Origin of the sequence: Phocaeicola oris, from assembly GCF_021295095.1 — a bacterium.
In the GTDB taxonomy this organism is placed as follows: Bacteria; Bacteroidota; Bacteroidia; order Bacteroidales; family Bacteroidaceae; genus Phocaeicola; species Phocaeicola oris.
The window spans coordinates 98,129-121,222 of record NZ_JAJLQX010000002.1 but is presented as its reverse complement, the minus strand read 5'-3'; the positions used below and the strand labels follow the sequence as shown (position 1 = coordinate 121,222).

At 44.1% G+C, this 23,094-nt stretch carries 14 protein-coding genes and 2 pseudogenes; 8 read left to right on the top strand and 8 right to left on the bottom strand.

Features of this window, described 5'->3' with window-relative positions:
• Positions 1-18: 18 nt before the first annotated feature.
• Together LO761_RS02025 and LO761_RS02020 are read right to left on the bottom strand one after the other, a co-directional pair.
• Positions 19-645, bottom strand: a pseudogene (locus LO761_RS02025) (cysteine peptidase family C39 domain-containing protein); the annotation flags it as partial.
• Positions 646-650: 5 nt separating this feature from the next.
• Positions 651-2,912, bottom strand: a complete 2,262-nt coding sequence (locus LO761_RS02020; protein ID WP_272816661.1) for an outer membrane beta-barrel family protein — start codon at positions 2,910-2,912, stop codon at positions 651-653.
• Positions 2,913-3,468: 556 nt separating this feature from the next.
• Here LO761_RS02020 and LO761_RS02015 point away from each other — a divergent pair.
• The 5 genes and pseudogenes from LO761_RS02015 to LO761_RS01995 all read left to right on the top strand — a co-directional run.
• A pseudogene (locus LO761_RS02015) lies at positions 3,469-3,660 on the top strand (aminotransferase class I/II-fold pyridoxal phosphate-dependent enzyme); the annotation flags it as partial.
• Complete coding sequence (locus LO761_RS02010) at positions 3,661-4,359, top strand: TetR/AcrR family transcriptional regulator (protein ID WP_272816660.1); 699 nt, start codon at positions 3,661-3,663, stop codon at positions 4,357-4,359.
• 474 nt (positions 4,360-4,833) lie between these two features.
• Entirely contained in the window at positions 4,834-6,237 is a 1,404-nt protein-coding gene (locus tag LO761_RS02005; protein ID WP_272816659.1) for a DUF4099 domain-containing protein, read from the top strand.
• A 21-nt stretch (positions 6,238-6,258) separates the two neighbouring features.
• The gene (topB, locus tag LO761_RS02000; RefSeq protein ID WP_272816658.1) at positions 6,259-8,340 is read left to right on the top strand and encodes a type IA DNA topoisomerase; all 2,082 of its coding nucleotides are present in this window, start codon (positions 6,259-6,261) and stop codon (positions 8,338-8,340) included.
• Between the two features lie 93 nt (positions 8,341-8,433).
• Positions 8,434-14,679 carry a helicase-related protein gene (locus LO761_RS01995; protein WP_272816657.1) on the top strand — a complete coding sequence of 2,082 codons (6,246 nt, stop codon included), beginning with the start codon at positions 8,434-8,436 and terminating at the stop codon, positions 14,677-14,679.
• A 78-nt stretch (positions 14,680-14,757) separates the two neighbouring features.
• On the opposite strand, the gene LO761_RS01990 is transcribed toward LO761_RS01995, so the two are convergent.
• The 6 genes from LO761_RS01990 to LO761_RS01965 form a co-directional block, all read right to left on the bottom strand.
• The gene (locus LO761_RS01990; RefSeq protein WP_097646958.1) at positions 14,758-15,825 is read right to left on the bottom strand and encodes a nucleotidyl transferase AbiEii/AbiGii toxin family protein; all 1,068 of its coding nucleotides are present in this window, start codon (positions 15,823-15,825) and stop codon (positions 14,758-14,760) included.
• Entirely contained in the window at positions 15,822-16,532 is a 711-nt protein-coding gene (locus LO761_RS01985) for a DUF6577 family protein (protein ID WP_126677899.1), read from the bottom strand. The genes LO761_RS01990 and LO761_RS01985 overlap by 4 nt, the downstream gene beginning before the upstream one ends.
• 96 nt (positions 16,533-16,628) lie before the next feature.
• Entirely contained in the window at positions 16,629-16,937 is a 309-nt protein-coding gene (locus LO761_RS01980; protein ID WP_025068443.1) for a helix-turn-helix domain-containing protein, read from the bottom strand.
• Entirely contained in the window at positions 16,925-18,991 is a 2,067-nt protein-coding gene (locus tag LO761_RS01975) for a bifunctional DNA primase/helicase (RefSeq protein ID WP_272816656.1), read from the bottom strand. The genes LO761_RS01980 and LO761_RS01975 overlap by 13 nt, the downstream gene beginning before the upstream one ends.
• 3 nt (positions 18,992-18,994) lie before the next feature.
• Positions 18,995-19,369: a hypothetical protein gene (locus LO761_RS01970; RefSeq protein WP_061869213.1), complete on the bottom strand. Its 375-nt coding sequence runs from the start codon at positions 19,367-19,369 to the stop codon at positions 18,995-18,997.
• Positions 19,369-19,692, bottom strand: coding sequence for a helix-turn-helix transcriptional regulator (locus LO761_RS01965; RefSeq protein ID WP_004353888.1), 324 nt, complete (start codon positions 19,690-19,692; stop codon positions 19,369-19,371). The genes LO761_RS01970 and LO761_RS01965 overlap by 1 nt, the downstream gene beginning before the upstream one ends.
• A 764-nt stretch (positions 19,693-20,456) precedes the next feature.
• Here LO761_RS01965 and LO761_RS01960 point away from each other — a divergent pair.
• Genes LO761_RS01960 through LO761_RS01950 form a run of 3 tightly spaced genes read left to right on the top strand, consistent with a single transcriptional unit; the run spans position 20,457 to position 23,093 of the window.
• On the top strand, positions 20,457-21,719 hold the full coding sequence (locus LO761_RS01960) for a sigma-54 interaction domain-containing protein (protein WP_272816655.1): 1,263 nt from the start codon (positions 20,457-20,459) through the stop codon (positions 21,717-21,719).
• Positions 21,697-22,221 (top strand): LptE family protein, encoded by a 525-nt coding sequence (gene lptE / locus LO761_RS01955; RefSeq protein ID WP_272816654.1) that lies wholly within the window; start codon positions 21,697-21,699, stop codon positions 22,219-22,221. Before LO761_RS01960 ends, lptE begins: the two co-directional genes overlap by 23 nt.
• Complete coding sequence (locus tag LO761_RS01950) at positions 22,221-23,093, top strand: tetratricopeptide repeat protein (protein WP_272816653.1); 873 nt, start codon at positions 22,221-22,223, stop codon at positions 23,091-23,093. The genes lptE and LO761_RS01950 overlap by 1 nt, the downstream gene beginning before the upstream one ends.
• Position 23,094 lies beyond the last annotated feature (1 nt).

Genomic DNA, 23,094 nt, shown 5'->3' with positions numbered 1-23,094 from the left:
ATCTTTTGATAAATCCGTCATAAAACCGATGTTTTGTTTTTTGATGCCCACATCCACTATGGCTTGGGTGAGGAAAGGCAGAATGAGTTGCAAAAGGCAGCCCACTAATAGCCCTAAGACAATCTGCCCGAAGTACCTGCGGTATTGTCTTATGTAGCCAAAGAGGAACTTAAACGAGCGTTCTTCTATTGGCTGCTCGTCTATCTGCCTTTCATAAAATGCAGGTGTGGGCTCTAAGAACATAGCTATTCCTTTCTCCTCACCGCTCGAAAGTGTGCTAATCCAATGCTTCTTAAAGTCTTCGATATTGTATTTTACAAGTCCTTTTGCTGGGTCAGCTACATAGAATATTTCACCTTTTTTTACTTTATACAGCACCACAAAATGGTTCTGATTCCAGTGGAGGATGCAGGGGAGAGGTGAATCGCTTAATTTAGTAATTTTAATATTTCCCGCGATTGTTTTTATACCCAAATTTTCTGCAGCCTCTCCGATTCCTTTCAGGGAAACACCCTCTGTGGTCACAAAGCATATCTTGGATAAAAAAAACATAGGTATTGTTTTCCCATAATGCTTACTAATCATACACAAGCAAGCAATACCACATTGCATAGAATCTTTTTGATAGGAAAAAGGAAAAGCCATATTAGTTATAATCTATTTAAGAATTCCTTAGAAGCGATTTTCTTGCTGCTGTCGAGTTTCAACTTACCAAAATTGTAACTCAATTTCACTATCAGGCGTTGGGTATCACCGCTGGTATCCATCGTTGTACGTATATTATTGTATTTCATTGCCCAGTTGTTCGACCTGTCAGTATGGAATATGTCATTAGCAGCAACTGTCACGTTCAGCCTATCCTTCATCAGGCGAAGTATGTAGGCAAGATTCACAGTCCACGAACTCTCATGATCGAACAACGTGCTTGTACCTCCACTGTCGAAAGAAGCATTAAATACAACTAGCGAATGGTTATTAAATGTCCACTGCGCATTCGCATCAATATACCAGGATGCCTTGTTCCACGAATGTTCTTCCCCTAGATAGTTTGCCTTGACAAAAGGTTGGGTAAACGAACCTGTTACGTCACCTCGAACAGGACCGAGCGAATAGTAATAAATAACAGTAGCCACAATATTCTCTGCCTTATTGAAGTTCACAGGCATCCACTTAATATTCTTATTGTCAACTGATGTCTCCGTCCATAAAGGGAGTTCCACTATTTTATCATGATTTCTATTATAAGCTATCGAGGTGAACAAATCGCCATAGTTGTAGCTTAGTTTCACGTTAGTGGTAACATTTGGCTTCAACTGCGGATTGCCTACCTTATATGAGATGGCATCATAATAATAAAGCCCGGGATTCAAATTGGCAAACGACGGGCGCCCAATGGTCTGCCCCACAGATAGACCCACCGATGACTTAGCAGTCAGTCTCCTCGTAACTACCAAATTAGGGAACAGTCTCCATTCTGTAGAGTCTGCAAACGCTCCTGATACGTTGGTCTCCAGCTTTCGATGGTCGGCTTCCATTCTCAAGCCACCTTGCAGATAAAAGCTCTTAATTTGTCTCGACAGTGACAAGTATGCACCATATAGGCTCTCGTGAGCATCGTACGCCTCTGCATCTGTATTGTAGGCATAGTTACCCTTGTTGCTCATGGCCGAGAAGAAAAGTCCCATCGACACATCGGCCCACTTGCGGTGGCTATTGTATGATAGGCGTGCACCACCGATATGATATTTTCCTTCACTTTCTGTAGCAACAGCAGGAACAGTGGAAGCCAATCCTGTCTCATCGGAGCGGCGTAGCGCATAATCGGCAATGAATGATAGAGTACGTGTGGAGTCTATTTCGTTCCTGTAGTTCACGCTGGCACTGTGCAGAAAGTCGGTTCCTCGTTTCTTTTGACCGAAAGCCATGTCGTTTCCATCCATCGTCTGCCTAGTAGGTTCGTTGAGATGGGTGTTACCTACATTACCTGTATATTGGAAGCTGAACAACTGATGTCGGCTGATATCCCAGTTCATGGAATAGAACCAGTCGAACTTCCGGGCATTCCCATGCGTATGTCTTTCTTTTGCACTCTCTATAGTCTTTTGTGGCAGGAACACAGTCTCGGTAGTATTGTCTATCTGCGTTGTGTTCACATACGAGAACCCTGCCGTAAGAATATTGCTCACCTTCTTATATTTCTCGTTGATAGTCACATTCGCTATATTCATATAGTCTCTAGCAAAGACAGACGTATTGCTTACTTCCGAAGAGAGTGTGTTCCCCAATGCCGACTTGGTGGTGATATACACAACTCCATTATTGCTGGCACTATATTCTACGGTTGGGTTGGAGTCTACCACTATCTTATTTATTTCCGATGCAGGAATAACTTTCAGCTCCGCCATGTCTACAGGTCTTCCGTTGAGTACGAACGTGGGCGTTCCACCCTCCAACAACTGCAAGTCGGAGGTCAAACCTGGAATCCTACCCAGCACGTCGATCACCTTGCCCATATATTGCAAATATGAATGTGCCACATCCACTGTTATCTTGTTCAATCCTACTTTTACTGTAGTTCTTTTCCCTTTCACTATAACACCGCTCAACTCCGTGGCATCCATCTTCATGCGTATGGTACCCATCTCTCGCTCGTTGCAATCTCTATAAACTGTCTGATAGCCAATGAACGAAAACTTCACGATACCTACACTGCCAGAGGGCTCTATCGTGAAGGAGCCATCCTCACGTGTCATCGTTCCTTTCACCAGCGAGGAATCTTGCCTTGAAAGCAGCACCACATTTACAAATGCCAGTGGTCCACCTTTCTCGTCAACCACCCTTCCGTTTATCTCTTGTGCTGACAATCTTACAGATAATAGCAACAACATCAAAAAAGTTAATAATTTTCTCATATTACACAATTTTATAAAAGTGAATGCTTCAAAAAACACCTCATTCCATCGTCATATTGACAACATTGCTTTACTTTGTACATTAAAGTCTATTCAATAATCATGTCTATTCATTATCTTTTTGACGCTGCAAATATACATATTTATATTGTTTAAAACAATATAAACTGTTTTGTTTCTGCTATTTTTTTTGCTATCCGGCAGAACTTGAATAGCAATATCTAAAATTATATTATTATTAATTCTATTTATAAATTTCATATACTATTTGTAATTACCTATATACTACTTATTGGAGAATATTGAGATGACTCCGGATGGAAAGTTATCGAGCGAGACTTTCCTCCAAAAGCTACATTAATCAGATGGATAGGTGCGGCTGTAAGAGTTATTGGAGCATAGCAAGGATGGAGGTTTTAGTCAAGATGCAAAAAGAAGATTAAGAAAATGAGACCTCTGCATATATTTCCAACGAGTATTAGGAATGAAGATTCTAAATAATATAAATCTCGCTAAAATATAGCGCGAGGATAAATGCAACTCAAGCTAACAGGATGATAATAGAAAAATGTATAAAATAGCACGAGAATTGCAGAAAAGATGTATCTTTGTAAGCGGTATCACATATCCTGCGGTAAGAACCAAGGAAGCACGGCTTAGAGTCAGTGTGTTGGCTTCCCATGAAACAGTACAACTGGAGCAATTGGTGACCGCTCTTGTGGAAATCAGAAAATCAATACTTTTTTAGATGACAGAAGAAGAAAACAAAACCAAAAGATACAGAAGGACAAACGTCGATATACAGGCAGACATTATCAAGGCAGCAGAAAGTCTGATTAAGAAAAAAGGCTTTGCATCAATGCTGGTGACAGAACTTATTAAGAAAGCCAGAATTGAACCGCTTGTCTTCTATAACAGATATGACAATCTTAGCGAGTTTTATGATGAATTCGTTAAGAGATATGACTATTGGTTTAAGGATGTCCTGACAGAAATTGAATTTCCGACAGATTCAGAATTGGGGTATATCAATATTCTCAAAAATCTACAGAAAGAACTTCAAGAAAAATCTGTGATGTTAGAACTATTACGTTGGGAAATTGCAGAGGGAAATGAGACCACGGTCCGCACAGCCATGCTCAGGGAAATGCACACATTGCCTCTTGCCAATATCTATGAGGCGAAATTTAAGGATATAGACATCTCTGCCATATCTGCACTGATTATTGGGGGCATATATTATCTTAACCTGCATAGAGATCGCTCTAATTTCGCGGAGATAGATTTAAATACAGAGTTAGGTCAGAAACGTATAGAAAGAGCATTGAAAAATTTAGGGCATATGATATTCCACTATCAAGATTTGACTGATTACAAGCATACTGTTGCAGAGAAAATGAAAGAAAACGGCATCAGTGATGAAATCATTAAAAAGTGCCTTAATTGAACGATACATAACAAGGATATTCCCCACTTATCTAGCGTGATAATTGGGGGATTTTTTAGTCGTCCAGTAAAACTTTTTTCTTCCAATCTGTGTAAGAGAAACCGTCTTTAACACCATTTATTTTGACATTAAATCCAAAACACAAGTCATTTTCTAATAAAACAAGCATTTTTGTGATGCTTACTATTTGGAGCTAAAATATAAGTCCCCATAGAGTAAAAGTGCCTGTATCGCCTATAGATAAACGGTTTGCAGACTTTCCGTTTATTTTTTGCGGACAGCAATTGAATATTCTTATTATGGAAGCGATATTCTAGCTAAGTGATTTTTGAGGTCATCCTGTAAACTAAGTACAATAGGTTATTTCACATAATTTCCTTTTATTTCCCACTTTTCCCGAAAACTTTTTAATCTCTTCATATACCTATAATTTAGCTGCTTGATAACAGTATTCATCATTAAAATTATCAAGCAATGGAATCAAACAGCAATGACAATTACGTGCTGGTCCTGGAAGACCGCACGGAAGTGAAAAATGAACAGGAAGTAGGCAAGCTTTCTGTTGTTTCCGGTGTTGACGACAAGGGAAACCTTAAAACCACCGAGGCAATCGCTGCCAATCAGGCAGCGTTCTTGAAATTCAACAACAAGGATGGACTTCTCAAAAACTTCATGACCAACTTCCTCAAACAGTTCAATAATCCGACTCATTTCGGGTTGTACAAGGTCGTGGCAGACAAAGTGGAACAGGGCGTGGACAACCTGCGTACCATGCTGCAAAACCGCGAGAAGCCCGAAAACAAACAACAACTGGCAGAGATGGGCGTTCCCTTTGAGGACTATCTGCCCCAGCAGAAGAATGCTACTGCCATCGATGAGTCGAAGGTTGATTGGAAGCAACTTGACGATCTCGGTCTTTCCCGTGAGCGATTGGAACAGAGCGGAGAATTGGAGAAACTGCTTAACTGGCAGAAGAGTAACCTCTTGACGATTGCCGTACCTATTGGAGACACTACCATCTACACCGAAGCTCGCCTAGCGTTTCGCACGGACGATAGCGGCAATATCGGCTTGGCAATTCATCCTTTGAGAAAAGAACCACAGCTTGACTTTCCCTATATGGGTTACAAGTTCTCTCCCGAAGAAAAGGAGCAACTCCTTGCTACGGGTAATCTTGGTAAGACCATTGAGGTAACACCTAAGAACGGAGAGCCTTTCTCGGCCTACGTATCTATCGATCCGCAGACCAATGAGATTATCGCCCTGCGTGCTGACCGTGTGAATATCCCCAAGGAAATCAAGGGTGTAACGCTCTCTGACACTCAGTATAAAGACCTTGTGGAGGGCAAAGCCGTGAAGGTGGAAGGAATGACTGCCAAGAGTGGTAAGACATTCAATGCAACCCTGCAAGTCAATGCCGAGCGAAAGGGCATTGAGTTTATCTTTGGCGACAACAAGAGTTTAAGAGAACGACAGGAACACAAACATAAACAGCAGCAAGGTGTACCCCATAAGCTCTGTGGACTGGAGTTATCAGAAAAACAGCGTGAAGCCTTGGATAGCGGTCGCACACTATATCTAAAGAATATGGTGGACAAACAGGGACAACCTTTCAACGCATACGTCCGCATGGACAAGGAACAGAACCGCCCACGCTTCTATAAATGGAATCCGGACAAGAGCCAGAAAAGCGGCAAGGTGGAAGCCGTGGCGGAAGAACACAAAACACAGGTAGCGGTGAACAATCACGGCAAGACCAACGAAGCCACGAAGCATGTAAATGAACCACTGAAGACTGGACAGACACAGCCTACTGCTGCCCAAAAACAGAAGCAGGACGAGAACAAACAGAAGAAATCCCGTGGACGTAAGATGTAACCCTTAATTCTATTATTGACTATGATAACTTGTATTATTGCCGAGAAACCCTCGGTAGCCAGAGATATAGCCCGCATCGTAGGAGCAACGAGCAAGCAAGACGGATATATGGAAGGCTGCGGCTATGTCGTTACTTGGGCAATGGGACACCTCATCTCCCTTGCCATGCCCGAAGCCTACGGTTTTTCTGCCTACAAAGCCGAGGACTTGCCCATCCGTCCCAATCCCTTTCAGTTAGTGGTACGACAAGTACGTAAGGATAAGGAATATGTATCAGACCCAGCAGCACTAAAACAACTCAAGGTAATACGCTCCTGCTTTGACAAGGCAGACCGCATTATTGTCGCCACCGATGCAGGGCGGGAGGGTGAGCTCATCTTCCGCTACATCTATCAATATCTTGATTGTCGAAAGCCTTTCGACCGCCTTTGGATAAGTTCACTCACAGACAAGGCTATCCGTGAAGGACTTTCCAATCTCAAACCTGGAAACTGTTACGACAATCTCTATTATTCCGCCAAAGCAAGAAGCGAAGCCGACTGGCTGGTAGGTATCAATGCAAGCCGTGCATTGTCTATCGCCCGCAAAGGCGGCTATTCTTTGGGACGGGTACAGACCCCAACACTTGCTATGGTCTGCCGTCGGTACATAGAGAACCGTGATTTTTCTTCCATGCCTTATTGGAAACTCTCCGCTCTCATGGAGAAAGAGGGCGTGTCGCTGAAAGCCATTGGCATTACAGACTATGAGAGTGAAGCATCGGCACAGACAGCCCTCACTACGCTCCGCAGTCAGAGCCGGCTTAAAGTTGAATCGGTCGCAAGAAAGGTGGGCAGTACACCGCCACCACCCTTGTACGACCTCACTGCTTTGCAGAAAGAAGCCAACAGATGCCACGGCTTTTCAGCAGACAAGACCCTCTCAATAGCCCAAAGCCTCTATGAGAAGAAAATCACGACCTATCCCCGCACAGGCAGCCGATATATCAGCGAGGATGTCTTCGAGGAAGTACCCGCCCTACTGCGCAAGATAAGAGAAACACTTCCGACTCCGCTTAACCGCCATTCGGTGGACAACGCAAAAGTAACCGACCACCACGCCATCATCCCGACTGGTGAAACACCATCAGGATTGTCGGCAGATGAAGCGACCGTCTACCAGATGGTGAGCAATCGCTTTGTCGAAGCCTTTTCCCCCGATTCAGAGGAAGAACGTATGCAGGTGCGATTCACTGACGGTACCAACATCTTTACTTGGAAAGCATGCCGACAAATCTCTTTAGGTTGGAAAGCCGTGCAGAAAGAGCAGGCAACTGAAGTAGAGAAGAAAGAAGATGGTGATGAACAGATTTTGTCTCCATTGCCTAGTTTGACAGAAGAAGAGGTTTTACCACTTGTTTCTGCCGAGATAACCGCGCATAAGACCAAACCTAAACCTCTCTACACAGAAGCGACACTGCTTTCTGCTATGGAGAACGCAGGAAAAGAGGTCGAAGATGCAGAAAGTAAGAAAGCAATGGCGGAGTGCGGTATCGGAACACCTGCCACCCGTGCCAACATCATCGAAACGCTTATTCTCCGTGATTATATCCAAAGGGACAAGAAAGCCATCATACCGACAGAAAAAGGCCTAGCTGTCTATGAGATTGTCAAGGATAAGAAGATAGCCAATGCGGAGATGACAGGCAGTTGGGAACTTGCCCTTGCCGCTATTGAAGCAGGAAAGATGCCATCTGAAAAGTTTTCACAAGGCATTAATTCTTATGTAAGTACCATCTGTGAGGAACTCCTTTCACTTACTCCCGAACAAAAGTCCTATCCTGTCTACCGCTGCCCAAAATGCGGACAGCAGAGTGTCGGCATCTATGCCAAGGTAGCCAAGTGCAGGCATGAGACCTGTGGCTTCCACGTATTTCGTGAAGTCTGCGGCATACATCTCTCTGAAGATAACATCCGTGACTTGATAAGCTCCGGTCGTACGTCTACCCTTAAAGGGCTGACCAGCAAGGCAGGCAAGAAATTCAATGCCCGACTTGTTCTGGGCGAAGATTACATCACTTTCTTTGAGTTTGAGAATAAGAAAGGAAAACAAAGAGGGAGATAATCCTGGCAAAAACAACGAGGAATAGATATAGGTCGGGAGATACAAGTACTACCTCCCGACCTTTTTACCTCCACTTTATTAAAAGAAAACACTATGGCATACAATAAGAAAGAAGTCCTGCAAGCCAACACGGAAGCCATCCGTGTGGTCTTGCGCCTAGAGAAAGAACGTCGTGAAGCCACCGAAACTGAGAAAAGTATCTTGCGGAACTATCAGGGCTTCGGTGGCTTGAAATGTGTACTCAACCGCACAGACAATCCCGATGACATACGCTATTGGAGCAAGTCGGAGCAGAATCTCTTTGAACCAACCCAACAGCTCAAGCAGATGATTTATCGAGAAGCCGTAGATGCCAACACCGCCAAGCGGTATTGGGAGAGCATCAAGGCAAGCGTACTGACCTCCTTCTATACTGATACCCGTATCGTTACCGCCATTGCCGATGCTCTCACTTCTGTAAATGTACCCATACGCCGATGTTTGGATCCTTCGGCTGGTATGGGTGCCTTTGCCGAGACCTTTGCAAAGCAAGCAGGAGTTGTAGATGCAATGGAGAAGGACTTGCTCACTGCCCGCATCAGTCAAGCCCTGCACCCCTATGGCAAAGGCAATATCTTCGTCCGAAATGAGCCTTTTGAAGCTATAGGGGAGTTAGAAAACAAAGACAAGTACGACCTTATTACAAGTAACATTCCTTTCGGTGATTTCATGGTCTATGACCGAGAATACAGCAAAGGTAAGGACACTCTTAAACGTGAGTCCACACGTGCCATTCACAATTACTTCTTCGTGAAAGGTCTGGACTGCATCAAGGAAGGTGGAATTTTGGCATTCATCACCTCACAGGGCGTATTAGACAGTCCCCGCAATGAAGCCATACGCCGTTACCTCATGCAGAACAGCCGCCTTATCTCCGCCCTCCGCCTACCATCGGGTATGTTTTCAGACAATGCTGGAACGGACGTAGGCAGTGACCTCATCGTACTGCAAAAGCAGACGGGTAAAGAAATCAGCGAAGGAATTGAACAGCAGTTCGTAGAAACTGTTTCCGTTCCCAAGGAAGAAGGTTCTTCGGTCGTCTTCAAGCATAACTCTCTTTTTGTAGGAGATTGGAAAGACATATCTCATCGCACCATTGCCACAGAGCGCATAATGGGTACAGACCCTTATGGAAGACCTGCATGGGAGTATCGGTTCACGGGAGGGATTGAGGAAATGGCAGAAAGTCTCCGAACACAACTCTCCCTTGAAATGGGACAACGTATCGACCGTAAACTATATGAAACAGGTATACCGATGACAGAGGCAGAGCGAGAGGCAGAAGCAGAGAAACAGCTTCGCAAGTTGGGTATTACCATAAGTCGGAAAGAAGAAACAGAGAAGACAAAGACTGAAGACAAGGGTATAAACGATGCCTATAACCTCATGCCCGACAATATCAGGAAGCAACTGCCAAAACTTTACAGCACGGAAAAGGAACTCATTGGTGATAAGATAGCCTATGCACGCTATTTCTTCCCGATGGGAGCATACACTGCCTACCTTCTGGAATATGACCCCAAGAGCCGTATTGGTTTCGGTGCCGTGACGATGGGTTATGGCTGGGAGCTTGGCAACATGTCCCTCGACGAGATGGAAGGCGTGAAGGTAAGAGGATTGGGGATTGAACGTGATCTGTACTTCTCTCCTAAGAAACTGCACGAGATAGCCGAACTGGAAGAAATAGTCAGGGGACAATATACCAAAGAAGAAGTGGTGGCAGAGGAAATCAAGGAAGAAGTGGTAACAAAGGTAGAAACAGAGGATAAGGTTAAGGAGACTGCGACCATTACTTCTGAGAACGATACGCAGATAATGGAAGATACCGTTCCTAGCGGAGAGACAATTCCATTACAGCCGTCATCATCAGAGTCCGCCCCACAACAATTAGTATCAGAACAGCCTTCCATGGCTATTGAACCTGCACCCGAAGGCGTACCCACCTTGACACTTCATCATCAATACGAGCAGGAACCACAGGAAATCCGTACGGATATTGAAGCCCCGAGAGAGATGAACGGGCAGACGATATTCTTTGACGACGATCATCATCCGGTGGTGGACAATAACATGGAAGACATCGGACAACCGGAGCAGCTGTCATTGTTTGCCCCGGAGGAATACAGCCTTTGGACAAGAGAAGTTACCCGTGTGAACCATGAAATTAAGGATAATTCAGGCACTTCACAGGCGCGCCGTCCTATAACTCAAACTGCTCCCCAGAAACCATCGGAGTTCAAAATGCAAAAGGCAGTAACCTCTCCTCAACGGCGTACCCGTAGTAGCAGGAAAGCAGCTTCTTCCTCTTCACGTGAGCCGTCACTTTTCGACTTCATGAACGAAGCCGAGGAGCGCAAGCCAAAACCGATAGCGGAAGTCAGAAAGGAGTTTGATGCTTCCCCGCGCCCTTTTCTCTCTTCGCCAGACTCACACCTAAGAGACGGCTCCATTGTCGTGCAGAAAGGGCAGGTAGGCTTTCTTTCTGACCTGAAGCGACATCCGATCTTCAACCCGATGGACTTGCCGTATGCCCAGCTCTCCCGTCTAAAAAGCTATATTGAGATACGGGAGTGCTATCATCGTCTCTATGACTACGAGGCAGAGAACCATGCAGAAGACAGGGAAGACCGCAGCAGGCTCAACCACCTTTATAATGACTATGTTGCACGCTGGGGCTACTTTAACCAGAAGGCGAACACCGACATCATCAAGATGGATGCCACAGGCGTGGAAATGCTCTTCTTGGAACGCTCCGAAAACGGCAGGTACGTCAAGGCGGACATCTTTGACCATCCTACGGCATTTTCTACTACCGAACTTTCCATTGCTGCCGACCCGATGGAGGCACTGGGTGCATCGCTCAACAAGTATGGTACGGTGGAACTTGACTACATGAGTTCACTTTTACCTGATATGGAGGAAAGCGACATTGTTTCTTCCTTGGAAGGTCGCATCTATTACAATCCCGAAGAGAATGCCTATGAAGTGGCGGACAAGTTCATTTCGGGCAATGTAATAGAAAAGGCGGAGCGTATCGAGTCGTGGCTCTTGGACCATCCTGAACACGAAGAAGCAAAGCAGAGCCTTGCTGCCCTGCGTGCAGCCACGCCAACACCCATTCCTTTTGCGGACCTTGACTTCAATCTCGGTGAACGCTGGATACCTGCCAAAGTCTATGGCAGGTTTGCCTCAGAGTTTTTCGGGACGGATATTGGTGTATCCTACCATTCCAACATGGACGAGTACAGCATTATCTGCGACCATAAGAATGCCAATATCTGGCACAAGTATGCCGTACAAGGTGAGTTCCGCCGCTATGACGGCATCAATCTCCTGAAGCACGCCCTGCACAATACCATTCCCGACATCAACAAGAGCAAGGAGGTGACAGATAAGGTTACGGGAGAGACCAAGACCATCAAAGTAAGGGACGGACATGCCATACAGATGGCAAATGCCAAGATTGAAGAAATCAGACAGGGCTTTGTCGATTGGCTCGGACGCACACCTGATACCTTCAAACAGCAACTCTCCGACAGGTACAACCGCCTTTTCAACTGTTTTGTACGCCCTAATTTTGACGGTACGCACCAAACTTTCCCCGACCTTGACCTCAGACGGTTGGGCATTGCCGACCTTTACAAGAGTCAGAAGGATGCCGTGTGGATGCTCAAAACCAACGGTGGCGGCATCTGCGACCACGAGGTGGGAGCGGGAAAGACACTCATCATGTGTACGGCTGCCTACGAGATGAAGCGATTGGGACTGGCAAACAAGCCGATGATTATCGGGCTGAAGGCAAACGTATTCGATATTGCCGACACCTTTAGGAAAGCTTATCCCAATGCTAAGGTACTCTATCCAGGCAAGAACGATTTCAATAAGCAGAACCGCCAGCGTATTTTTAACGACATCAAGAACAACGATTGGGACTGCATCATCCTCACGCACGAGCAGTTCGGCATGATACCGCAGGCCTTGGAGATACAGGAAGCGATTATGCAAAAGGAACTGGATTCCGTGGAAGAGAATCTCGAAGTGTTGCGACAACAAGGAAGAGACATCTCCCGTGGGATGCTCAAAGGCTTGGAAAAACGCAAGCAGACACTGGAAGCAAAGCTGCAGAACATACAGGACAGCATCGCCGAAAGAAAAGACGATGCCGTGGACTTCAAGATGATGGGTATTGACCACCTTTTTGTGGACGAGAGCCACCAATTCAAGAACCTGATGTTCAACACTCGCCACGACAGGGTGTCGGGCTTGGGCAATCCGGACGGTTCGCAGCGTGCGCTCAATATGCTCTTTGCCATTCGCACCATACAGGAGCGGTCGGGAAAGGACTTGGGCGCAACCTTCCTTTCAGGCACAACTATTTCCAACAGTCTGACGGAACTTTATCTGCTTTTCAAGTATCTGCGCCCGCAAGCCTTGGAAAGGCAAGGCATCAATAGTTTTGACGCATGGGCTGCTGTCTTTGCCAAGAAGTCCACCGACTATGAGTTTTCCATCACGAATGAGATTATTCAGAAGGAACGCTTCAGGACATTTATCAAGGTTCCGGAGCTGGCTGCTTTCTACGCGGAGATTTGCGACTTCCGTACAGCCAAGGACATCGGTATTGACAGACCGGAGAAGAATGAGATACTGCATAACATACCACCGACACCCGAACAGGAGGTTTTTATCGGAAAGCTGATGGAGTTTGCCAAGAGTGGCGATGCCACAATCTTAGGTCGTGCGCCGCTGAGCGAGAGTGAGGAAAGGGCGAAGATGCTCATTGCAACCGACTACGCCAGAAAGATGAGCCTTGATTTACGCATGATTGATGAAAATGTGTACTCAGATCATATTGACAACAAGGCAAGTCATTGTGCGAAGCTGCTCAATGACTATTACCAAAAGTACGATGCACAGAAAGGAACGCAGTTTGTTTTCTCTGATTTGGGGACTTATAAGCCCGGTGGAGATTTCAATGTCTATTCGGAAATCAAGCGTAAGCTGGTAGAAGACTATCATATCCCGTCCTACGAGATACGCTTCATTCAGGAGTGCAAGAACGAGAAGGCAAAGAAAGCGATGGTAGATGCCATGAACCGTGGTGACATTCGCATTATCTTCGGTTCTACCTCTATGTTGGGTACTGGTGTGAATGCCCAGCAACGTGCCGTTGCGGTCCATCAACTTGACACGCCGTGGCGACCATCGGATCTGGAACAGCGTAACGGGCGTGCCATCCGTAAAGGAAACCTTGTTGCCAAGGAGTTTGCCGACAACAAGGTCGATGTGATTATCTATGCCGTAGAGCGATCGCTAGACAGTTATAAGTTCAACCTGCTTCACAACAAGCAGCTTTTCATCAATCAGCTAAAGACAAACACGCTTGGCAGTCGTACCATTGACGAGGGTTCAATGGACGAGGACAGCGGCATGAACTTCTCCGAATACGTAGCGGTGCTTTCTGGCAATACCGACCTTTTGGAGAAAGCAAGACTGGACAAGAAGATTACCACCTTGGAATCCGAGCGCAAGAATTTCCTCCGTGAGCGTGATGCCGCGACGGGGAAGTTGGCGGAGATTGACAGTTCCGTGTCCTTCCATTCGGATAAGATCAAGGAAGCCAAGGCGGATTTGGAGTGTTTTGAGAAGCGTGTGGAGCGTGACAAGGAAGGACTGCCCGTCAATAAACTGACAATCAAAGGTGTGGAGGACTGCACCGACATCAAGATCATCGCCGCACGTTTGCAGGAGATAGACGAGAAGGCACGAACCAAGGGCGAGTACAACAAAATCGGTGATATTTATGGTTTCTCTATCATGGTCAAGACAGAGAGCACTTCCAAGGACTTGTTCGACTGCTCGGTGAACCGCTTCTTTGTGAAAGGGCAGGAGTCTATCTACTACACTTACAATAATGGAAAGTTGGCAACAGACCCGAAACTCGCATGTCAGAACTTCGTTAATGCCTTGGAGCGTATTCCAAAGGTGATAGAATCGCACGAGAAGGAAATGGAGAAAGTAACAGCTGGTAAGGAGGTTTACATTACTATTGCAAACAGCTCGTGGAAAAAAGAGGACGAGCTTCGCTCACTTAAAAGTGAAGCTGCGGAGCTGGACAGAAAGATTGCACTTACACTTGCTCCACCTGATGAGGAAAAAGATGAAACGGAAGAAAAGGAGCAAGAAGAGAATTTACCCAACAATAATTATTCTGCCAAAATAAAAAATGAAAACAACCCTGTCCAAGATAAAGAAGAGGATAGCCGGTTACAGAGTTTCAGACCCAAGTGGAGACACTAATGGAAGTGTATTTGTAATTATTTGTCGAGCCGGTTAGATTTTGGCAATAAACGAGTATTATTGCCAAAATTTAACTGGTTATTTTTGTAATAGTTCGCTTGTCTTGACCCAATAGAAGAAAGCTTCAGGTAGTATTTTCTTCAATTTGTTGAGTTTATTATTGACGGAAGGAGACAATTCCATGGCAAGTATGGTGTTTGGATTTCCATCGTATTTCTCAATTCTTGTGCTTGATTTTTCTATTGAGGTAGCAAGGTAAGCCGCACGAGCCGAATCTACGATAGCTTCTTCTATGCGATATTTCCCTTTGTAGATGTAGCCGTCTATTTTCTTAATGCCACTTTGCAGCATTTTGAAATCACCTTTACCCATCTGCCCTCTAGTGCCCAGACACAAGGCGGTCTCCCTAATATCCTCATAAATGAGTGACAGTTCAGCGGGTAAGCCCCGATATTGCAATTCTATTTTCCCGATTTGGGTGAAAGTATCCTTAGTGTGCTGAAAGTTACCGGAATGTTCAAACAGCCTGCCTACATCGTATAGCTGCTTGATGATTTCCAGTGAGCAATCCCTGTCTCCCTTGATATAAGGAATGCCAGAGGTATTGGGAGCAAATGCCGTAAGTTTATCACCGAGAATATCATCAGCGGATGGCACGGTTACCTTCAACGGCTCATCGTCCAATTCTATAAAAGGTCCTTTAATCTCGACTTCTTCAGTAGCGTGATATTGTAAATCCTCGTACAGGACATCAAGCAGTATATACGCAGGTTTATCATCGTTCTTATAAGCGATGTGATAAAAGAATTTCGAGTGACTCTTGGGAATATTCGTGTCCCTCTGCTGCCGTTCTTCAAGGGTTTTGGATATGAACCCGAACTTTTCTATATCTTTCAGATAGGGCTCAATATCCGTCCCGGGCGGGCAGATAATGTCAATGTCTATGGATAGTCGGTGAGCGGACTCACCCAAAATAAGCATCAGAGCCGAACCACCCTTGAAACAGAAAGGGCAACCGGACAATCTCAGCATCTCCAACAGGTACATTGCCCTGATGACTTTCTCTATCAGATTCAGGTCTTTATACTTGTTACGCACAGAAATGGATTTTATCCACTCGGCGGTCATACATTCTTTCTTGATCATACAAATTCCTTGATATATTTTTCTATTTGCGGTTTAATATTGCGCCGTGAGGCATATCGCAGTAACATGCCAATATTCACATTATAGTTGGCAAAGGCATTCTGCATCATGTACAAGGACTCTTGACCTTGCAGGTAGAAGAAATCCCTGTCACATTGGATATCAACCAAGAGTTTCTCAATTCTTGGTACATTTATGCCGTTTACTTCCTGTATGGGCGATTCTGAAACAAGAGGCTTCACAATAAAGGATCTTTTGTCCAACCGGATATAATCGGACATAATATCCTCCTTTGGCGAAAGGAAACTGCGTTCGTGCATATCCTGTACAAAGTGGAAAATGGTTTCAGTGGCATCACGCTCCGTTTCTATATAGATATTGTTGTTGTACGACAGGTGATGCTGCAAGTCAGACAGTATTTCACCGTTATAGACACAAAAGTCCAATAAGGGATATACCGCTTTTAATTTCTTATACAACCGAATGGAGTGAGCATTAGGAACAGGACGGAAAATGATTTTTGGGGTTGTCGTATATACTCCTTTGCTTATTCTGAATATTTTTTTTTCGTCCAACAACTTGCGTAAATGCCAGGACAGCATCTTCTTGGAAAGTTCAATCTTCCCGGAAAGATACTCAGACAAGTCATTCGTCTTGAATTCCTTGTTGGCGTTTGCAAAATCTACAATGATATTACTGACATTCATTCTGCTATCATTAATGGTTCGGTGCAAAGATAGTTAGATTTTGGCAATAAAACAAATATATTGCCAAAATCTAACATGTCGGTATACTACCTGCCGTTACCAACCATCTCGTTTATGCAACATTTCATCTATCTCTTCCCGAAGGAAAAGCAATCGACCATTGGCTTTGAGGTAGGGTATTTTCCCTGCCCAAACCCAGTTGTAAATGGTCTTTTGTTCCACCTTCAAAATTTTGGAGACATCTATGATATCCAAGTATTCGGGTTTCAATGGAGGGTGAACGGTCGTATCTACTTCCTGTTCCCGTAGGACAAGCAGACGGTCGAGCTTGTCTTCCATATTCTTCAGTTTATCAAACAGGCGTTTCTGCCATGTATCTTCTGGCTGTTGATCTAAGTATGGCATAATTCTCCTTTTTGATAGTTACCACTTGTATCTTGTATCAAAATACGCTGCTCCTTCATATAGGCAATATATTTCTTTGCGGTCCTGTCCTTGATTTCCATCTCTCGCATCAGAACCTCACAAAGTTCTTGGTAAGTGAGCTTGAAAGAATTTCGGAAGGCTTCTTTGACAACGCCAATAAGCTCATCAGTCTTGCGCTTTTCCTTGTCCTCCTTGGACTTCTCACCACGATAGACGTGCATGTCCTCTGTCTTATCCCAGCCGAAAAGCATCATCGGTACGTCCAACGGACTTCCGTCACGGACTTTCAATGCCTTCACCACAGAGTATTCGGGATTGTCGTCTTTCTCAATGGAGAGAATACCGGCCGCCTTGCGTTGCAGTTCCGAGCCTATATGACCACGGAGTTTGATACCATTCGGTACGAAGTGCAGCACGCAGATGATACAGGTATTATAAATCCCCGCCAAGCGATAAAGCTCGTCCACAATGGCAATACTTTCCGTTTCATCGTTGGCGGAACGTATTAAGTCGGCTATTCCGTCAATCACCACAAGATGGATGCCTCCATGCCTGTGATGGAACAAGTCCATACTCTCGCGGATAAGCTTCAGCCTGTCCTTGCGGGACAGAGAGGCAAGATACAGGGAATGGCAAAACTCCGGTACTGCCGTCAAAGAAGCCCTACGCAGTGTCTTACCCAAGTTCTTGTGCAGCTGTGCCTCGGACTGTTCCGTGTCATAGTGCAGGACTGCCAAGCCTTTGGGATTGGCGGTAATCTCCAATCCCAAGGTATTCTCTATCGGCAATCGTTTTTCTCCCAACGCTCCGGCAAGGATGGCTCCGACATAGTTGCTCTTGCCTGTCCCCTCACCTCCGGTAATGCAGAACAGGTTATCCTGCGTGCCGAGTGGCACACCGTTTACTGCTACTACTGATTTGGAAATGTCCGGTGGATTCTCATAGTCAATCTCACAGGAACGTAACATCATCATGGTTTGGCTGTATAGGTCTGAGAACATCTTGGCAAGCAGCTCTTTCAGTTCCTTTGCACCGTTGCCCAAGGCAAAGAAATCTGAAATGTCTTTTTCAGACTTCGTACCACTTAGCGGAAGTGAAAGGTTCAATACTTTGTATTCTGCCAGATGTTCTGCTTGTCTGTGACTCTCGCGTACGCCTGTCTCGTCAGCATCATACAGAAGTATGATATGCCGAAAGCGAAGCTGAAGGCTCTCGATGATGCTTGTCGGTATCTGTGCCGTTTCACTGTTGAAGCAGATTGCATTGAAGCCGTGTGCATACAATGAGAGTACATCCTTTTCCCCACCTGTAATGAAGAGCATATCTCCTTTGGCAGGAATCTGCTCCATTCCGAAGCAATAGGTGGCAGGCATCCGCCCACCATAAAGAAAGCGGATTTTCGGGCTGTGGGGACGGTATATTTTGACATACCCGTTTCCGATATAAGCAAAGATAGGTTCCGTAGGTGAGCCATAAAGTTCAAATTTTCTTCCATCAGAAGAAATACTCTCATAGCGTTTAAGACTCCGTACCCGAAAAAGGCGGAGTGTATCCTCATGGATGCCATAATGCCCCCAATAGTTCAGCAGCCCATTGTCAAATGGCTGTATCTCGAAACTGTATGGACGTTCTTCCTTACTTTCGGTAATGTCAGCCTTTGAACTTGGGATGACTAGACTTTTCTGAATCGGCGTAGCAATTTGGCCCTCGCTACACCTCTCACCGTCATACAAAGAATACAGTCCCAGTTCTTGTACGATGATTTTCAAGACTTTTGGGAAATCGGTTTTCAGGTTTAGGCTGTGCAAGGTTGCCACAAACCAGAAACAGTCTCCTGAATAGGCGGTATCGCCATGATCATAGAACTTATAGGATGAGCTCTTCCTGTCATAGAAAATATGACAGGAAGCCCGCCTGTCATCATAGAAAGGACTGCGGAAGTTGCGATGAAGGTTCACCTCAAAACCAAGGAAATGGGAGAACACGTTCAACCCTCCTTGTGTAAGCAAAAGTATTTGTTCTTTATCTATCATACTTTATCTATTTTTAGGATTAAGGCAAGAACTCATTATAAGATTGTCCTTGAAGCGGTTGAGTCGTCCGAGAATCTCATCGTTCCTCATCCCTGATACACGGAGCCGGTTACATTTCACGGCAATAATGATTGATTTGAAAAAATAACGCACATCGCCGCCCTCCGTGTAGCGGTAACGCACCAGCTGCTTCTTGCGCCAGCGGTAAAGGGTGGACTCTGAAACATTCAGAGTCCCGATTAGGTCTTTCGTGGTCATCTCCAGCTCGTCGTCAATGTCTTGGATAAGACGGGAGGTGCGCTCAACATACTGCTCAATACGATTGAGCTTGTCTATCAGTTCTTGATAGGCTTGGCTTTCTACTGCGATTATTTCCATCAGCGTAATCGTTTGGTTTTAATTGTTACATGTTCTATTCCGAGTTCACAGACTAACTGTGAAAGTCTTCTGAATGCTTCCTCAGTGAAAACCTCCAGGTGAATTTCTGCTATAGGTAAAGGATCAGTCTGCCCATTACGTGCAAGAAACTCGAATATTTTGGTAGGCTGGATGTCCACTTTAGAAGCGTACATCAGAACTTGATCAAGGGTCATTGCTGTCTTTCCTTTTTCCCAGCGCGAGATTCGGCTCGAACTAACTTTCAGAATAACAGACAGATACTCCTGCGAATAACCATTTTTCACTCTTGCCGACTTCAGCATTTCCAATAATTCTTTCATACTTATAAAATTACTAAAGCACTGTCACAAGAGCAACCCGCTACATGAAAATGTTTGCATACTATGCAATCTGTCTTGCAGCCAGTGCAAGTTTGTTTAACAGTAGCGGAACACATAATATATTGGCTAATATAATGATTTTAATCTGAAAAAAGACAATATGAAATACGGTTTAGACAATTAAAATTGCTTTAAAAACACGCAGTGCAAGGTGCAAGACCCTTTATATATAAGGGCTTGCACCTTGCACTGGAAAATGTAGCAGTAAAATCTCTAAATATTTATGACGCAAAGATTTGGATGGTAGTACATTTTTATATATCTTTGTACCCAAGAAAAGAGAGCGGTTGAGCTTTCAATAGGTAGTCAGAATGGTAGTCATTAAGCGGTCAGAATACTGCTACAAAAATGCTACACTGATGATTTGTCAAAACATATAGAAAGTTTATATACAACGAGATACGAGAGTTTGGTTCACAAACCTCTCTCTCCGCTGGAAAGGCTTCCGAAAGAATTTCGGGAGTCTTTTTTATTTGTGCAGATGGTTTGTTATCGAGCCAACATAAGTTGGCACGTTTTGCACGTGATAGTTAGATTCTTTAGGAAAAGTCATTCTACTAAACTTGTTTCAAATAATGTTCGAACCGAAATATATAAGCTTTGAACAAATAATAAATTCTGTCAAAATTGCTTGTTTTATCCTCTTTATTTGTAATTTTGTCATTTACATATAGAAAAAGGATAAAATGAAAAACGATATACAGAATGTGAAGTTGCGCTTTGGCATTATCGGAAATGATAACCGATTATTGCGTGATATTGATATAGCCATGCAAGTAGCTCCTACCGACTTATCGGTTCTTATTACCGGTGAGAGCGGTGTCGGTAAGGAAAGTTTTCCACAGATTATACACCAATATAGTCGTCGTAAGCATGGGCAATATATAGCTGTTAACTGTGGTGCGATACCAGAGGGGACGATTGATTCAGAGTTGTTTGGTCATGAGAAGGGAGCTTTCACCGGTGCCATCAGTGAGCGTAACGGGTACTTTGCGGAGGCCAACGGAGGAACTATCTTTTTAGACGAAGTAGGAGAATTGCCTCTTGCTACTCAGGCACGTTTGTTACGTGTGTTGGAAAGCGGAGAATATATTAAGGTAGGCTCTTCGAAAGTGGAGAAAACGGATGTACGAATCGTTGCCGCTACTAATGTGAATCTGGCTCAAGCTATTGCAGACGGGCGTTTTCGTGAAGATTTGTATTTCCGATTGAATACCGTGCCAATTAAGATTCCGCCATTAAGAGAGCGTGGAGATGATATGGTGCTGTTATTTCGTAAATTCGCATCCGATTTTGCAGAGAAATATCAGATGCCGGCTATTCAATTGACTGAGGAAGCAAAGACTATTCTGAAGAAATATACGTGGCCCGGAAATGTCCGTCAATTGAAAAATGTGACAGAACAGATTTCTATTATAGAATCTGACCGTGAGATAACTCCTGATATATTGCAGAATTATTTGCAAGATATGCCTATCAAGTCGAATCTGCCTATTCTTCTTAGTGGAGAAAAAGGAACTCAGGATAAGGCAAGTGAAAGAGAGTTACTTTATAAAGTACTTTCTGATTATAAAGCTCTTTTTGAGCTGAAAGGTGAAGTCGCAGAGTTAAAAGCTACCGTGAAAAACTTGATTGCAGACCGCAGTCATCAGATTGTTGCCGGTCAACAAGTTGCATATATACCTTCAACACAATCGGTTGTGAATGTTGCTCAGCCTTCTGTCTCTAAAATTATTACTTCAATGAAAAGTCAGGATGAAGAGATTTCGGAACCGGAAGAATATGTTGAAGAGGCACCTATGTCACTTGATGATGTGGAGAAAGAAATGATAAAGCGTGCGTTGGAGCGTCATCATGGTAAGCGGAAGAATGCCGCGAAAGATTTAAATATTTCGGAACGAACTCTCTACAGAAAGATAAAAGAATATGGCTTGGAGAATAAAGATTAAGCTTATCGGCCTGATTTCATTACTTGTTGTAGTGGTGACGGCTTGCTCTATCTCGTATAGTTTCAATGGATCAAGTATTGACTATACGAAAGTGAAAACCATTTCGTTTGAGAGATTTGCAAATCGTTCGTCAGGATTTGTTTGGGGACCTATGGAGAGTATGTTTAATACAGCGCTCGTTGATATTTTCCTTAATCAGACAAAGCTTCGTCAAGTAAAACGTGGAGGTGATTTGCAATTTCAGGGTGAAATCACGAATTATGATGCCATTAATAAGGGAGTCGGCTCTGACGGTTATTCAAACATGGTGGAGTTGCGTATGTCTGTACGAGTGGAGTTTATAAATAATGTGAATCCGCACGATAACTTTAAGCAGACTTTCACGGCAAGTAAAGAGTATAAATCATCACAGCAACTTTCCTCTGTTCAAGAGGATTTGGTTACTCAGATGATAAAAGATATCACCGAACAGATTTTTAACGCTTCAGTTGCAAACTGGTAATGGATCATCAGCAGATATATCATTTAATTAAACATCCTGAAAAGTTGAATCAGGATACATTATACGAGTTGCGTACATTGCTCGCACGTTATCCGTACTATCAAACGGTTCGATTACTTTATTTAAAGAATCTGTTTCTATTGCATGACTCTTCGTTTAGCGAGGAGCTACGTAAGGCTGCTATATTGGTCTCCGATCGTAAAATACTTTTTTATATGATTGAAGGTGACCGCTATATTATCCATCCACAAGAATTAATACCTGCTAAAGATGAGGATTCTTTAGGCGACCGCACTTTAACTCTGATAGATGCCTTTCTTGCGGAGCAACCGACGCAAGAAGAACATGGCAATGCTGTTCCTATAGATTTGATGGCAGATTATACTTCATATTTCTTGCGAGATGAGGGGAAAGAGGCTGTTTTGCCTAAAATAAAACCGGAATCGAAAACAATAGAGTCTGAAAAGACATTATCGGAACAGGAAAATTTAATAGAGAACTATTTGGCAAAGTCGGGTAATGTGGAAGAATTACCGCAGACGCTGGAAGAATTAGAAGCAGAGGCAAGGGGAGAGGTGTCACTCGTTCCGGTGAAAGCAGAACCGGTTTTGGACGCAGATAAGGTTGCCGAGGAAATTAAGAAACCAAATAATGAGGATGCTGTCGAAGAAATAGAAGACGATGAAGATTCGTTGGATGAGAGCTATTTTACTGAGACTTTGGCAAAAATATATGTTAAGCAGAGAAGATATTCGAAAGCATTGAAAATAATTAAAAAATTAAATTTGAAATATCCGAAAAAAAATAGTTACTTTGCAGACCAAATCAGATTTTTAGAGAAATTGATTATTAACGAAAAAACAAATAAATAAA

What these genes read in the sequence shown, in the direction of transcription:
- LO761_RS02020 (WP_272816661.1), bottom strand. Translation starts at nt 2,912, where the DNA reads ATGAGAAAATTATTAACTTTTTTGATGTTGTTGCTATTATCTGTAAGA.
- LO761_RS02010 (WP_272816660.1), top strand. Translation starts at nt 3,661, where the DNA reads ATGACAGAAGAAGAAAACAAAACCAAAAGATACAGAAGGACAAACGTC.
- LO761_RS02005 (WP_272816659.1), top strand. Translation starts at nt 4,834, where the DNA reads ATGGAATCAAACAGCAATGACAATTACGTGCTGGTCCTGGAAGACCGC.
- topB (WP_272816658.1), top strand. Translation starts at nt 6,259, where the DNA reads ATGATAACTTGTATTATTGCCGAGAAACCCTCGGTAGCCAGAGATATA.
- LO761_RS01995 (WP_272816657.1), top strand. Translation starts at nt 8,434, where the DNA reads ATGGCATACAATAAGAAAGAAGTCCTGCAAGCCAACACGGAAGCCATC.
- LO761_RS01990 (WP_097646958.1), bottom strand. Translation starts at nt 15,825, where the DNA reads ATGATCAAGAAAGAATGTATGACCGCCGAGTGGATAAAATCCATTTCT.
- LO761_RS01985 (WP_126677899.1), bottom strand. Translation starts at nt 16,532, where the DNA reads ATGAATGTCAGTAATATCATTGTAGATTTTGCAAACGCCAACAAGGAA.
- LO761_RS01980 (WP_025068443.1), bottom strand. Translation starts at nt 16,937, where the DNA reads ATGCCATACTTAGATCAACAGCCAGAAGATACATGGCAGAAACGCCTG.
- LO761_RS01975 (WP_272816656.1), bottom strand. Translation starts at nt 18,991, where the DNA reads ATGATAGATAAAGAACAAATACTTTTGCTTACACAAGGAGGGTTGAAC.
- LO761_RS01970 (WP_061869213.1), bottom strand. Translation starts at nt 19,369, where the DNA reads ATGGAAATAATCGCAGTAGAAAGCCAAGCCTATCAAGAACTGATAGAC.
- LO761_RS01965 (WP_004353888.1), bottom strand. Translation starts at nt 19,692, where the DNA reads ATGCTGAAGTCGGCAAGAGTGAAAAATGGTTATTCGCAGGAGTATCTG.
- LO761_RS01960 (WP_272816655.1), top strand. Translation starts at nt 20,457, where the DNA reads ATGAAAAACGATATACAGAATGTGAAGTTGCGCTTTGGCATTATCGGA.
- lptE (WP_272816654.1), top strand. Translation starts at nt 21,697, where the DNA reads ATGGCTTGGAGAATAAAGATTAAGCTTATCGGCCTGATTTCATTACTT.
- LO761_RS01950 (WP_272816653.1), top strand. Translation starts at nt 22,221, where the DNA reads ATGGATCATCAGCAGATATATCATTTAATTAAACATCCTGAAAAGTTG.